Here is a 13,065-nt window from a genome sequence, read left to right on the forward strand (position 1 = left end):
GTCAGTCCTTCAGGACCTGAGCGGCATCGCTGCCGATGAGGATGCCGACCGCGTCGCCCTTCTCGAAACCGCAGCCCGCGCTGCGCGTGTTCTGCTGGCGTACGGTGAAGAGTTCGCCGCTGTCGAGATGAACATGGATGTGGGTGTCGGTGCCGAAATAGACGATGTTTTCGACCGTCCCCGACAGTTCGCCCTTGGCCTTGGTCAGCTTGGCGTGTTCGGGCCGAACCACCACCGTGGCATTGGGTTTGGGCTGGAAACCCTGGGCCACGGTCGCCTCGATGGTCGCACCGGATTTGAGCGTGGCGCGCGCCTTGCCGTTGGCCATCTCGCTGATGGCGGCGGTGAGGAAGTTGGTTTCACCGATGAAGTCGGCGACGAAGCGCTCCGCCGGCTTGTCGTAGATATCCCAGGGCGAACCGACCTGCAGGATCTTGCCCGATGACATCACCGCGATGCGGTCTGACATGGTCAGCGCTTCTTCCTGGTCGTGGGTGACGAAGATGAAGGTGATACCGGTCTCGTGCTGCAGCCGTTTCAACTCGATCTGCATCTCCTTGCGCAGCTTGTAGTCAAGCGCCGACAGCGGCTCATCGAGCAAAAGCACCTTCGGCTGCGGCGCCAAAGCGCGGGCCAAAGCCACGCGCTGCTGCTGGCCGCCGGAGATCTGGCTGGTGCGACGACCAGCGAGTGCCTCCATCTTGACCAGCTTCAGCATCTCGGCGACGCGCGCCTTGATCTCCGTCCTCGGCTTGCCCAGCATTTCCAGGCCAAAGCCGATATTGTCGGCGACCGTCATGTGCGGGAACAGCGCATAGGACTGGAAAACGGTGTTGACCGGCCGCTTGAAGGGCGGCAGCGGCGCGATGTCCTGGCCGTAGAGCAGGATTTCACCGGCGGTTGGAAAGTCGAAGCCGGCGATCAGCCTGAGCAACGTCGTCTTGCCGCAGCCGGATGGCCCCAGCAACGTGAAGAATTCGTTCTCGCGGATAGATACCGAGACCGTGTCGAGGGCAGCTACCTGCCCCTCACCTGATCCGAAAATTTTGCTGACGTTTACTACTTCAATCGCATTCCGATCCGGTTTGTCCGGCACGATTACGCCTCACTGTTGACCCCGCTCTTGCTGGCGGAGCTCTTCCCCTGTTCGATGTGACCACATGGCCGGTGGGTTGGCAAGCCCGGCATTGGGTGACAGTTCAATCAGTCATCGAGGCCTGCAAGCCCCATGCCATAGTCAGGCCTGATAGGTGACCTTGCCGCCGCAAATCGTCGTCACCGGCCGCACCTTGTGCAGGTCGGCCGGGGCGGTGTTCTCGATATCCATCGACAAAACCACCAGATCGGCCATGTAGCCTGATTTCAGCGTGCCCTTGCGGTGCTCGGCGAATTCGGCGTAGGCGCCCTCGATCGTGTAACCGGCGATCGCTTCATGCAGTGAGAAACTCTGGTCCGGGTCGCTTTCTGCCCACGGTTTGCGCAACACTGCCGCCTGAATGCCCAGGATCGGATCGATCGGCGACACCGGCCAATCGGATGCGAAGACGACATGCGCGCCGGCATCCTTCAAGGTCCGCCAGGCATAGCTCAGCGGCCAGCGCGCCGGCCCGATGCGCGATACCGTCGGCTCCAGCGGAAAATCCATTGCGCCGGGCGGATGCGGCGGTTGCATGGAGGCAATGACGCCGAGTTCGGCGAAACGCGGCACATCAGCGGTGGTGGTGACCTCGATGTGCTCGACGCGGTGACGGCTGTCGCGCTTGCCGTTCGCCTTCTGCGCCGCCTCATAACCGTCGAGCACCGCGCGGACCGCGCCGTCGCCGATCGAGTGCACGGCGATCTGCAACCCGCGTCTGTCGACCGCGACGGCCAGATCGATGAATTGTTCCGGCGTGAACAGCGGCTCGCCAACCCAGTCCGGGCGGTCGGCATAGGGCTCGACCATGACAGCTGTCCAGGAATCGAGAACGCCGTCGTAGAACACCTTGACCATGCCCGACGACAGCCATTCGCTGTTGTAGCGTTCGGCCATATCGGATGCCTTGTCGAGCATGTCGAGCGTCATGAAATTCTTGTAGTGGAACGGGATCTTGACGCGGCAGGGCAAGCCTTCCTCGGCGTCGATCTCGGCCAGCAGCTCAAGCTGATAGAGATTGCCGTCCATGTTCTGGATCGAGGTGATGCCGTGGCGGGCGCACCAGGCGAGCCCGCGCCGCATGATGTCGCGGTCGGCGTCCCGCTCCGCCGCCGTCGGCATCGGGTCCGGCTCGCCGCCGGTCGACAGCCCCAGCCGAACCCGGCCTTCGCCGGCAAGATCGAGCACCGGACCAAAGGCCTCGCCTTCGCGCAATTCGCCGGCGGCCAGTCCATCGTCACCCATGACGATCTCATTGCCAGGGCCGAGCGTGCGCCCCTGCAGGATGCCGGCCATTTCCAGCGCCTTGGTGTTGGCCCACATGGTGTGATGGTCGGGCGCCGCCATGCAGAACGGGCGATCGGGCAAAATGGCGTCGAGGTGATGGCGCGTCACGCGCTCGCTGCCGAGCACGGTGTAGTCGACGCCTTGGCCGACCAGCATCTTCGCGTCGGGCCGGGTCGGCGCATAGTCGCGGATCGCCTTCTGCAGCGCCTCGAAGCCATGAATACCGGTGAGTTGAAGGTGGGCAAGTTCAGCCCCGCCCGAAAACAGATGCATATGGGCTTCGATGAACCCCGGGACCACCGAACCGCCCTTGGCGTCGATCACCTTGGTGGCCGGTCCCTTGAACTCTTCGATGGAGGCGCGGCTGCCGATGGCGATGATAGCGCCGTCCTTGACGGCGACGGCCTCGGCGGCGGGATTGTCGTCGTCCATGGTCCGTACACGACCGTTGATGACGATCAGATCCGCATTGTGACCCGCACCTGTGACAGACATCGCGACTCCGCGCTTTTGACGACTGACTGGGACCGACAACCCCTCATGTCCAACGACCTGCCACTCCACCGGAGCGGCGCCATGGGACGAAAAAGAATGCCAGCGCGCTGTCTTGGAAATTCCCCTTGTCATCCCAAGAGGCAGCGTGGATAAAGAATGCGACTGATTATTCGCGTTTGTCAACATACCGAATCTGGAATGTATTGTGGACAGCAAGCTCCCACCATGTTGAGACCAGGCGGGGAACGAGGACATCAAGCCGTGAAGCGCAGTCTCGACCGCAAAACCAGGATAGCGCTCGAACCGCGCAAACAGCCGCGGCAACAACGCTCCAGCAAGGTGGTCGACCGGATTCTCGACGCAGCGCTGGTCTTGACGCGCGAGCAAGGAACCAAGACGCCGACGACGCTCGCCATTGCGCAGCGCGCAGGCTTGTCGGTTGGTTCGATCTACCAATACTTTCCCAACAAGGAAGCCATTCTTCTGGACCTCGCCCGGCGCTGGCTGTCATCTTTTCCCGAGGTGATCGCCAAGCGTATCAAGGTCGCCCCGCCCACCAATCGTGAAGAGTTTCGACAGGAAGTGCGCAGGCTCTTCACCGACACGTCCAGGCTCTACCTGGAAAACGCCACCCTGATGCCGGTGATCGAGGCCATTTCAGGCAACGCCGACCTCAGGCCGATCCAGAACGAATATGACGACCAGATCATCGCCCTCTACGCCGCATGGCTGCAGCATGTGAACCCGGCACTTGAAGACAAGATCGCCAGCCGGCTCGGTGTGCTGATGATGGAGGTCGGACACGTTTGCCGGCTTGTGGGGCTGAAAAAGGATCGCAGGACGTTCGACCTCATCGAGGACGATGTGGAAACCATGTGGCTCGCTCTGGTGAGCCCTTATCTCAATCTTGAATCTTGACTGATTTCACACTTCGAGAGGAATTTATGAAGACTGTTTTCTCCCCCCTGCACGCCGGCCATGCCGGCCAAATGGAACTGGTCACATCGGCCATCGTGCCGGGCTTCGAAAAGCCATCGAGGGCCGAATTCATCAAGGCACGGGTCGAAAGCGAGAAACTGGGTCCCATCATCGCGCCGCACGAACATGATCTCGCCGCCGCCAAGCGCATCCACAAATCGGACTATATCGACTTCCTCCCGACAGTCTGGGCGCAATGGCTGGAAGCAGGCCTCACGGGCACGGCGATGCCCTTCACCTGGCCGACGCGCGGCCTGCGCGGCGACGTGCCGCCAAAACGCATCGACGCCCTGCTCGGCTATTATTCCTTCGATGCCGGCGCCACTTTCGTCGAAGGTACCTGGGCGGCGATCAAGTCTTCGTACGACGTGGCGCTGACCGCCGCCGGCCTGGTCAAGGATGGCGAGGCTTCCGCCTTCGCGCTCTGCCGTCCGCCCGGCCACCATGCCGGGGCTGGCTTCATGGGCGGCTATTGCTACATCAACAACGCCGCCGTCGCCGCGCAATGGTTCCGCGACCAGGGCGCCAAACGCATCTCGATCCTCGATGTCGACTATCACCACGGCAACGGCACGCAGGAGATCTTCTACGACCGTGCCGACGTCCAGGTGCTCAATCTGCATGGCGATCCGATGGTCGAGTACCCGTTCTTCCTCGGCCATGCCGACGAACGCGGAGAAGGCGAAGGCGAAGGCTTCAACATCAACTATCCAATGCCCTTCGGCACCGACTGGGATGCATGGAACGCCTCGCTCGAGGATGCCTGCGCCAGGCTCACCGCTTATGCACCGGATGTCGTCATCGTCTCGCTGGGTGTCGATACGTTCGAGAAGGACCCGATCAGCCAGTTCAAGCTGAAGACATCGGATTATCCCAAGATCGGCCGCCGCATCGCCAGGCTCGGCCTGCCGACGCTGTTCGTCATGGAAGGCGGCTATGCCGTCGAGGAGATCGGCATCAACGCGGTCGGCGTGCTGACCGGGTTCGAGGATCGGTAAATGCCTGTCGTCCAGGAGCATCTAGCGATTTTGGGACAACGACAGGCATAAGCAAAGGACCACCGGGACCGGGCGGCAACATCGCCCGGCTCCCACGATCAGGCCAAGGCCCTAGCGGCACCAGCAACCGGCGCGCCCGTCCATTCAAATACTCCCGAGCCTGACGAAATCGACCGGCCGCCGAAATGGCCGGCGAAGATTTTCGCGTCCCTGTCTTCTGTCCGAGGCGCGAAAACCGAGCTCTGAGTCGCACGTGAGTCCATCGGATTCGATTTTGTCAAATCGCGTTTGATGTCAGATTCAACTGCGGGTAGATTAGACCCGAATCAGCCGGTCCTTGGGGGGCGCGGCGACCACCCAAAGTCTCTTGTTCCGGAGCTTTTCCGGCACCAGACGCGGACGGCTTCGCGTTCCCTGAATGGATTCGGATCTGGTTGGTGCAGCCCTGCGCCACGCGTGTGTCTTCGTCAAAGTAATGCGTATTCGGGTTCGGCGGCTGGCTTCCAGCATCCGGACAGCAGAAACGATTCCGGCCAAAAGCAACAAGAATGAGCAGTCCCGCCGCACTTCTTCAATCCGACACATTGGGCTCGCGCCTGACGTCGCGCGGCGATCTCACCAGCTTTTTCATGCAATTGACCGCCGAGATCGGCGCCGACAGCTACATGTTGGTCGCCATTGTCCACGACCAGGACCGCAACGACGCGCGCATCGTCTCCTCCAACTGGATTTTCGATGCCATCGAGTTGATCGGCAAGCGGCTGATCGCCGGGCTCGCGCAGGGCGCGCTCACCGTCGCGCCAGGCATCCGTCCACAGCAGCTGGTGGCATCCCGGGCACCAGAAACAGACGGATTGATCACCGGAGAGGAAGCCCGCCTTCTCGACGTGCTCGGCCATGCCGAAATCTATTCGCTGCGCCTCAATGTCGGTCGCCAGCGCCTGTTCGCCCTGTTCTCTGCGGCGACCGCCGGCAGCATCGACCAGCCGGCGTTGATGCGGGCGCAGCTGAAATGCTGCTACGCGCTCTCGCACATCCCGCAACTGATTGCCGCCGCCGCCATGCAGGATCCGTTGTCGGATCGCGAGCGCGAATGCCTGTTCTGGGTTTCCGAAGGCAAGACCACCGACGAGGTCGCCGTCATCCTTGGCGTCTCCTCCAACACCGTCAACAGCTACATCACCCACGCCATCCAGAAATTCGCGGCCAGCAACCGCGCGATGGCCATCGCCACGGCGATCAGGAGCGGCATCATTTGAAACACGCCGATATCAAGGAAACGGCCGAAGCCCTTTTCAACGAGCAGCGCAACCCGTTCGGAGCCTTCACCCTTGGCTCCGAAACCCATCACGCGGTCACCATTCCCGATGCCGTGCGCCGCTGCCGCTGGATCGCCGTTGACATGAATGCCTCGGCTTTCGGGCTCTTCTTCGTAAGCCCCTCGCCCGAGCGGGCGCGGCTCGTCCCATGCTTTGATTCGGACTATCCCGGCATTGCCGTGGCGACCAAGTTCATCTCAGGCGCCAACGGCGAGGAGATCGTGCGCCACACCCGCATCTCGACCGAACCGCGCTGGTGGACGGATGACGGCGTCCCTGCCATGGCGGAGCTGTTTGGCGATCTCGCCTGGACCGAGCAGATGGCGGCGCTGGTGCCCGGAGCCAGCGGCATCGCTTTTCCCGTTCACGCTGACCGCGGCCAATGCGGCCTTGTCGTGTTCCTCGGCTCGGAGATGACCATGCAGCAGGATGCGCTTTACGAAATACACGCCCGCTGCTTTTCGCTGTTCGCCGCCGTCGCCCGCATCCGTCCGGGCGATACCGGCCGCATGCGCGCAATCTCCAAGCGCGAACTCGAATGCCTGAAGCTGACCGCCAACGGCAACACCAGCGAGGAGATCGCGCGGCTCCTGAAACTGTCGGTGCACACCGCCAACCAGTATCTGACCCAGTCGACCCAGAAGCTCAACGCCGTCAATCGCAACCAGGCCGTTGCCAAGGCGCTGCGGCTGGGCTTGATCGAATAGGGGAATTCGACAGCGCTTCGAAAGGCGACCGACGGTCAGCGATAGGCGAGCGGCTCGACCTTGCGGATACGCGCCTCTTCGATCACCGCCTCGAGCAGCGCCGTATTGTGCTCCGGGTCTTCGCCCGGCTTCTCGAACGACACGTAGTTGACCGTCACCGATGCGCCGAGCTCGCTCAGCGTCAGCTGGAAATAGACGGTGACGCCGGGCGGCCTCAGTTCCAGATCGAGCACGATGCGCGGACTGCCGCTCCAGTCGACATGCGCCTCACCACCATGGCCGAGCCGTAGAGTGCCCGGCATGAAGAACAACTCAACCGCTGAATCGACCAGGTCCGACAGGCACGCGAAATGCTCCAGCCGGATAAAGGCGATGTAGTCGGCGACATCGATCAGCCTGAGTTCCCCCACCACCTGCTCGATGGCGCTGGCGACGATGATCTCGCGAGATTTTGCGTGCGGTTGCCGGTTCATGAAATCTGTCTGCGCTCAGCCTTTTTCGAGTAGACGATCCGCACCAGTTCGGCGACGGCCTGGTAGAATTGTGACGGGATCACACTATCGACCGAAACTTGCTTGTACATGGAGCGGGCGAGCGCCACGTCCTCGAAGACCGGGATGTTGTGTTCCCGCGCGATCTCGCGGATTTTCAGCGCCACCAGATCCTGCCCCTTGGCCAGCACCATGGGTGCCGAGTCCTCGTCGCGCACATATTTCAGCGCGATCGAGAAGTGCGTTGGGTTGGCGATGATCAGCGTCGCGCGCGGCACCGCCGTCATCATCCGCTTGCGCGCCCGGTCGCGCGCCAGCGAGCGCAGCCGCGACTTGACGATCGGGTCGCCCTCGGACTGTTTGAACTCGTCCTTGACCTCCTGCTTGCTCATGCGCAGATCCTGCTTCCAGTGGAAGCGCGACCAGACGATGTCGATTGCCGCGATCAGCCCCATGACGAAGACGATCGCCACCAGGATGTCGACGGCGATGCCGCGGATGACGAGACCGAAGGCGACCGGATTGGTGATCATCCCGGCGAGCAGCTTTCGGTGGTCTTCCGACAGCGTGAAGCTCAGCACGACGATGGCAAACCCGACCTTGCCGAGTGACTTCAGGAACTCGACCCAACCCTGGATGCCGAACAGCCTGTTCCACCCCTTGGCGATCGAAATGCGCGAGAGTTGCGGCCGGACCCGCTCGCCTACGAATTGCGGCATGTTCTGGAACACCGAGGCGCCGACGCCGGCGACGGTCAGCAGCACCATCAGGCTCAGGACGGCGCGGCCAACCTCGAGGAGGACGATTTTGTAGAGCGCGATGACGTCGGTCTCCGTGTCCATCGGCCAGGCTTCCGGCTTCTCCAGGAACATCGACAGGAACATGCCGAGATCAATGATCGCATCCTTGGCGTAGAAGACGGTGAACACCAGTATGGCAACGAACGAGGCAAAGAGCGCTGTCTCCCGCGAATGGGGCAGTTTGCCCTGTTCGATGGTGTCGCGGATCTTCTTTTCCGTCGCCTCTTCGGTTTTCGAATCCTTGTCGACCGCGTCAGCCATGGCGCGGTCTTAGGCGGCGTCTTGGGTCGAGGGTAGTTCGAAGGCACCTTCGCGCGACAGCCGGATCGTCGTCGTAACGATCGTCTTGCGCGCCGCCGTGATGTCGGCGAGAGGGACCCCGTCCGAGCCCTGTCCGAGTTCGGCTTCGATCATGCGCCGCGAGCGGGCGCCGATGGCTGACAGCACCGATTCTGCGAGTGCGGCCGAAGTGCCGCGCAGGGCCAGCGTGACCAACTCCGTCGACAGCCCGTCGAACAGCAGCACCCGCGCTTTCTGGGTGAGCAGCGGCAAATCGTCGAAAGCAAACAGCCGGGCCCTCACACCGTCGAGATCGGGCGTGCCGGCGGCTTCCAGATCCTGCATGACCTCCTCGAGCAGCGGCTTGTCGAGTTCGTTGAGAACGCTGGCGACACGCGCCTGCCCGGCCGAGGTGTCCTTGGTCGAGGTTTCCGCCAGCACGCTGGTGCGCAGCCGGTTTTCGACGATCCTGGCGGCAGCGTCGGGAACATTGGCCATCGTCACCATGCGCTTGATGATTTCTCCACGCATCGGTTTGGTCAGTGTCAGCAGCACGTTGGCCGCCACCTGCGGCGCCAGCTTCGACAACACCATGGCCGCCGTCTGCGGATGCTCACCGGCCAGGAAGGCGCCAAGCCGCGCCGGTTCGAGCTTTTCGAGCTCGGGCCAGATCGGCGGCGGACCTTCCGGTGCGACCTCGAATTTCTTGTCGCCCATGATCGCGCTCATCTCTTCGGGCGAGAGGGATTCGTTGAGGATGGTGTCCATCCTGTCGGCGGAATCGAGCAATCCCGCCCCTTCGGTGAACTCGGCCTCGAACTCGGCGACGATACGTTCGAGATCGCTTTGCGGAATTGTCCGCAGCAGGCGGGCGCCCTCGATCAGGGCCTTCAGTTCTTCCTGCTTGAAGAATTTCAGCAGGCGGCTGGCCGACGGCTTGCCCATCGCCACAAGTATGGCGGCCGCCTTCTGCGCGCGGGTCAAGGTCACCGGCGTCGTCATGCCACTCGCCTCCGCTGCCACCGGCAAGCCCCGCAAACCATGTCTAGGCGCCCTTCGTGCCGGCGATGATTTCGGTCAGCCTGATGCCGAAACGCGACGGATCGCTTTCCAGCACGGTGATCTCGCCGCGCGCGATCTTGCGGCCGTTGACCACGACGTCGACAGGTTCCCCGATGCGGCGATTGAGCGCCACGGTCGACCCTTTTTGCAGCGCCATCAGATCGGAGACCGGCATCTCGGTGCTGCCGAGGATGATCTGGACATCGACGGGGATGTTCATGATCACGCTCGAATTGGCTGATGAGGCCGCCCTGAACGCCGCATCGGGGCGTTGCTCCTCTTCATGCAGGACACCGCGCAACTCTTCGATGGCACGGTCGAGCTGCTCGTCCGGCTGGTCGAGGTCGGCTTCCGCCTTGGTTTTGGCCATGATCGTCTCCAAATGCTCAGGCGCGTCCGGCGGCAGCCGGCATCAGCCCGTCGATAAAGTCCTGCCCGGCGTCGTAAGGATGCCTGATCCGGACGGTGTAATTCTGTCCCAGTTTGCCGAACTCGCATACGAACAGCGTCTTGCCCCGTGCGCTGAGACGCGCCTGGGATTGGGCCGTTTCCTCGAATTCGATGACGTCGCCGATTTCGAAACCGGCGAGATCGCCGAGCGTCAGCCGCGCCAGCGGCATCGTGGCCTCGAGCGCCACGGTGGAGCGCATCACCTCTTCCGAAAAGCGGGCGCGCCAGCTGGGGCCGTGATCGTCGTCGCTGACAGGCACGGCTCCGTCGCGGCTGGCCAGCACGACGCGCTGCGGCATCGTCACCGTGACGGTGCCACTATCGGCCGGCGTCGAGATGCCAAGCACGATACGGATTGCCGCCCCATCGCGCAGCACATACCGCTTCGCCTCGGTGCCGGACATTGCTCGCGGCGCGGGCAGGCGCAGGTCGAGCCAGCGCTTTCCCGATCCGTTGAGGGCCTGCGCGACCTGCTGGAACACCATGGTCGAAACATCGATTTCGATCTGCGACAGATCGCGCTCGATCGGCGATACCGGCAGATCCGGGTCGCCGCCGAACAGCGTGCAGACCATGATCGCGATCGCCGGAGCATCGATCACCAGGGTCATCGCATCGGAGGACGCGGACGAGCCGATCACGGTCATGGCAAACGTGTCGCCGGCACGCGAACGCGCCTCGGGAACGCGGCTGACCTCGATCGCCTTGAGATCGACGACGACCGGAACGCCAAGCTCGCTGGTCAGGCTTTTCTGCAGTAGCGGTACGGCGCGGTCGGCCATGGCGCGGCCGGCGTCAATGACCTGGGCGGCCTCGCCGCTGTCGCCGACCAGACGCTCGATGATCAGCGAGCGCGCTTCCGCTGAACTGCCCAGGCTGGTCATGACAGTGCCGGGACCGATCTGTCGCGCATCGTTCAGGCGGCCTTCTTTTCGACGGTGCCGGTATTCATCGTGCTCTGCTCGACAGCGTCGATCGTCGGCCGTTCATAGGACGAGATCGTCTTGCGGCCGAACTCGATCGCCACCTGCGGCAGCGCGCCGTTCATGTAGGCCAGCAGCGTCTGCTTGACGATGATATAGAGGCGGTTCTTCTTCTCGCGTACTGTCTTGATCTTGGTGGCGACCGGCCCGACCACCGAATAGGACAGGAAGATGCCGAGGAACGTTCCGACAAGTGCGGCACCAATCAAACCGCCGAGGATTTCCGGCGACTGGTCGAGCGCGCCCATCGCCTTGACCACGCCGAGCACGGCGGCGACGATGCCGAGCGCCGGCAAGCCGTCGCCCACCGCCACCATCGCGTGATAGGCCTTCATCTTGTCGGACCTGATGGTCTGGATTTCTTCGTCCATCAGCGCCTCGATCTCGTGCGAGCGGGCATTGCCGATGATGATGATACGGCAGTAGTCGCAGATGAAATGCGTCAGGTCGTGGTTATGCAGCACGGTTGGGAACGCCTGGAAAATCGCCGACTCTTCCGGATTGTCGATATGCGCCTCGACTTCGCTGCGGGATTTCGAGCGCAGCTCGCGCATCAGCGAGTGCAGCACGCCGAGCGTCTCGAGATAGTCCTGTTCCTTCGGCACGGCCTGCTTGAAGGCTTCGAGAATGGCCTTGCCGGTATCCTTGACCGTCTTCATCGGATTGGCGACGAGGAAGGTGCCAAAAGCCGCACCACAGATGATCACGGCTTCCCATGGCTGAATCAGCACATGAAGATGGCCGCCCATGGCCATGAAGCCGCCAAGGACGCAGCCGAGCGTTACCACCAGTCCAATCAGAATGCCCACGACAGGTCCTTCCGCATTTCACATCAGGAGCTAGGGATAGTCCCCGTGCCTTGTGTGAGGCTTGAATCGAGGGCTTGGAAGCGATTCAGTTTCGCGCAAGGAAGTAGGGGTATTGTGCCGGCATAGCTTCGGCCGGAGGCACGTCTTTGCTCAATACCTTTACCAGCTACCAGCTCATCACCAAGGACATTTCAAAATCGATCGACAGGATCGAACAGCAGCCCGTGGTTGATCGCGACACCAAATATTATCTCGCGAATATCACCAAGGTGAAATCGATCGACGATTTTGTCAAAAACGATCGTTTGTTCAAGTATGCCATGAAGGCCTACGGGCTGGAGGACATGGACTACGCCAAGGCCTTCATGGTCAAGGCACTCAAGGAAGGCGTCTCCGATCCCGACAGCTTCGCCAACAAGCTGACTGACAAGCGCTACGCCGAATTCGTCAGCGCCTTCAACTTCGCCGCCTACGGCGCCGATGCGACCATCTACAACAAGACACAGCAGTTGGTGACCAAGAACTATGCCACCCAGGCGCAGATCGCCGGCCTCGATCCCAATTCGGCCTATGTGAAGGGCGAGACGACATACTATCTTGCCAACATCACCAAGGTGAAGTCGATCGATGATCTGATGTCGAACAACCGGCTCTACACATACGCGCTGGCGTCATTCGGTCTCGATTCGGCGACGGAGGACAAGGATCTCATCAAGCGGGTTCTGCAGGGCGGCGTCCGCGACCCCGACAGTGTCGCCAACAAGATGACGGACAAGACCTATGCCGCGCTTGCCTCCGCCTTCAACTTCGAAGCCTATGGCGAAAACACCACCACCATCAATCCGGCGCAGCAGCCGACCGTCGACAAATACATGCGCCAGACCCTCGAAGAGGATGCCGGTCAGACCAACCAGGGCGTGCGGCTGGCGCTTTACTTCGATCGCAAGGCCCCGACCATCACCAGCTGGTATGACGTGCTGGCCGACACCGCGCTTGCCAGTGTCGTACGCACCGTGCTCGGCCTGCCTGATTCCTTCGCCACCGCCGACGTCGACAAGCAGGCGCAGCTGTTCGAGCAAAAACTCGACATCTCGGATTTCTCCGACCCCGAAAAACTCGGCAAGTTCCTGACGCGCTTCACCAGCATGTACGAGATCAACCACCCGACTTCATCGGCCGTCGCCTCGGTCAGCGTGCTGTTTGCCCAGCCACTCACCGTCGGCATCTCCACCGACCTGATGATGGCCATGCAGAAACTGAGGTTCTGAGACC

Annotated in this window: 13 protein-coding genes; 5 read left to right on the top strand and 8 right to left on the bottom strand. The window is 62.1% G+C overall.

Features of this window, described 5'->3' with window-relative positions; all coding sequences use genetic code 11:
- Position 1: 1 nt before the first annotated feature.
- Entirely contained in the window at positions 2-1,096 is a 1,095-nt protein-coding gene (locus EOA13_RS05620; protein ID WP_127290372.1) for an ABC transporter ATP-binding protein, read from the bottom strand.
- Between the two features lie 141 nt (positions 1,097-1,237).
- Positions 1,238-2,917, bottom strand: a complete 1,680-nt coding sequence (locus EOA13_RS05625) for an amidohydrolase (RefSeq protein ID WP_127290374.1) — start codon at positions 2,915-2,917, stop codon at positions 1,238-1,240.
- A gap of 156 nt (positions 2,918-3,073) precedes the next feature.
- Here EOA13_RS05625 and EOA13_RS05630 point away from each other — a divergent pair, with 156 nt between their 5' ends.
- From EOA13_RS05630 to EOA13_RS05645, 4 genes are all read left to right on the top strand, one after another.
- Complete coding sequence (locus EOA13_RS05630) at positions 3,074-3,835, top strand: TetR/AcrR family transcriptional regulator (protein WP_245490307.1); 762 nt, start codon at positions 3,074-3,076, stop codon at positions 3,833-3,835.
- Between the two features lie 26 nt (positions 3,836-3,861).
- Entirely contained in the window at positions 3,862-4,893 is a 1,032-nt protein-coding gene (locus EOA13_RS05635; RefSeq protein ID WP_127290376.1) for a histone deacetylase family protein, read from the top strand.
- A 548-nt stretch (positions 4,894-5,441) separates the two neighbouring features.
- The gene (locus tag EOA13_RS05640; protein WP_127290378.1) at positions 5,442-6,152 is read left to right on the top strand and encodes a LuxR family transcriptional regulator; all 711 of its coding nucleotides are present in this window, start codon (positions 5,442-5,444) and stop codon (positions 6,150-6,152) included.
- Positions 6,149-6,919 carry a helix-turn-helix transcriptional regulator gene (locus tag EOA13_RS05645; protein WP_127290380.1) on the top strand — a complete coding sequence of 257 codons (771 nt, stop codon included), beginning with the start codon at positions 6,149-6,151 and terminating at the stop codon, positions 6,917-6,919. The genes EOA13_RS05640 and EOA13_RS05645 overlap by 4 nt, the downstream gene beginning before the upstream one ends.
- Positions 6,920-6,954: 35 nt before the next feature.
- Here the strand turns inward: EOA13_RS05645 and EOA13_RS05650 are convergent, their stop codons facing one another.
- From EOA13_RS05650 to motA, 6 genes are read right to left on the bottom strand one after another with little or no spacing between them, the layout of a single operon-like run.
- Positions 6,955-7,392, bottom strand: coding sequence for a hypothetical protein (locus tag EOA13_RS05650; protein WP_127290382.1), 438 nt, complete (start codon positions 7,390-7,392; stop codon positions 6,955-6,957).
- A complete protein-coding gene (gene flhB, locus EOA13_RS05655; protein WP_127290384.1) occupies positions 7,389-8,471 on the bottom strand; it encodes a flagellar biosynthesis protein FlhB in 1,083 nt (360 codons plus the stop codon). Before flhB ends, EOA13_RS05650 begins: the two co-directional genes overlap by 4 nt.
- 9 nt (positions 8,472-8,480) lie before the next feature.
- On the bottom strand, positions 8,481-9,491 hold the full coding sequence (locus tag EOA13_RS05660) for a flagellar motor switch protein FliG (RefSeq protein ID WP_027038262.1): 1,011 nt from the start codon (positions 9,489-9,491) through the stop codon (positions 8,481-8,483).
- A 43-nt stretch (positions 9,492-9,534) separates the two neighbouring features.
- Complete coding sequence (gene fliN, locus EOA13_RS05665; RefSeq protein ID WP_023809994.1) at positions 9,535-9,921, bottom strand: flagellar motor switch protein FliN; 387 nt, start codon at positions 9,919-9,921, stop codon at positions 9,535-9,537.
- A gap of 16 nt (positions 9,922-9,937) precedes the next feature.
- On the bottom strand, positions 9,938-10,885 hold the full coding sequence (locus tag EOA13_RS05670; protein WP_127290386.1) for a FliM/FliN family flagellar motor switch protein: 948 nt from the start codon (positions 10,883-10,885) through the stop codon (positions 9,938-9,940).
- A gap of 32 nt (positions 10,886-10,917) precedes the next feature.
- Positions 10,918-11,793: a flagellar motor stator protein MotA gene (motA, locus tag EOA13_RS05675; protein WP_127290388.1), complete on the bottom strand. Its 876-nt coding sequence runs from the start codon at positions 11,791-11,793 to the stop codon at positions 10,918-10,920.
- A 146-nt stretch (positions 11,794-11,939) separates the two neighbouring features.
- Here motA and EOA13_RS05680 point away from each other — a divergent pair, with 146 nt between their 5' ends.
- The gene (locus tag EOA13_RS05680; RefSeq protein ID WP_127290390.1) at positions 11,940-13,061 is read left to right on the top strand and encodes a DUF1217 domain-containing protein; all 1,122 of its coding nucleotides are present in this window, start codon (positions 11,940-11,942) and stop codon (positions 13,059-13,061) included.
- The last annotated feature ends 4 nt before the right edge of the window (positions 13,062-13,065 follow it).

The sequence above is a fragment of the Mesorhizobium sp. M7A.F.Ca.US.011.01.1.1 genome, from assembly GCF_003998295.1.
Lineage (GTDB): Bacteria > Pseudomonadota > Alphaproteobacteria > Rhizobiales > Rhizobiaceae > Mesorhizobium.

Excerpts from the sequence above, each read along its gene's own strand:
- EOA13_RS05625 (WP_127290374.1), bottom strand. The coding sequence starts at position 2,917 with ATGTCTGTCACAGGTGCGGGTCACAATGCGGATCTGATCGTCATCAAC.
- EOA13_RS05630 (WP_245490307.1), top strand. The coding sequence starts at position 3,074 with ATGCGACTGATTATTCGCGTTTGTCAACATACCGAATCTGGAATGTAT.
- EOA13_RS05635 (WP_127290376.1), top strand. The coding sequence starts at position 3,862 with ATGAAGACTGTTTTCTCCCCCCTGCACGCCGGCCATGCCGGCCAAATG.
- EOA13_RS05640 (WP_127290378.1), top strand. The coding sequence starts at position 5,442 with ATGAGCAGTCCCGCCGCACTTCTTCAATCCGACACATTGGGCTCGCGC.
- EOA13_RS05650 (WP_127290382.1), bottom strand. The coding sequence starts at position 7,392 with ATGAACCGGCAACCGCACGCAAAATCTCGCGAGATCATCGTCGCCAGC.
- flhB (WP_127290384.1), bottom strand. The coding sequence starts at position 8,471 with ATGGCTGACGCGGTCGACAAGGATTCGAAAACCGAAGAGGCGACGGAA.
- EOA13_RS05660 (WP_027038262.1), bottom strand. The coding sequence starts at position 9,491 with ATGACGACGCCGGTGACCTTGACCCGCGCGCAGAAGGCGGCCGCCATA.
- fliN (WP_023809994.1), bottom strand. The coding sequence starts at position 9,921 with ATGGCCAAAACCAAGGCGGAAGCCGACCTCGACCAGCCGGACGAGCAG.
- EOA13_RS05670 (WP_127290386.1), bottom strand. The coding sequence starts at position 10,885 with ATGACCAGCCTGGGCAGTTCAGCGGAAGCGCGCTCGCTGATCATCGAG.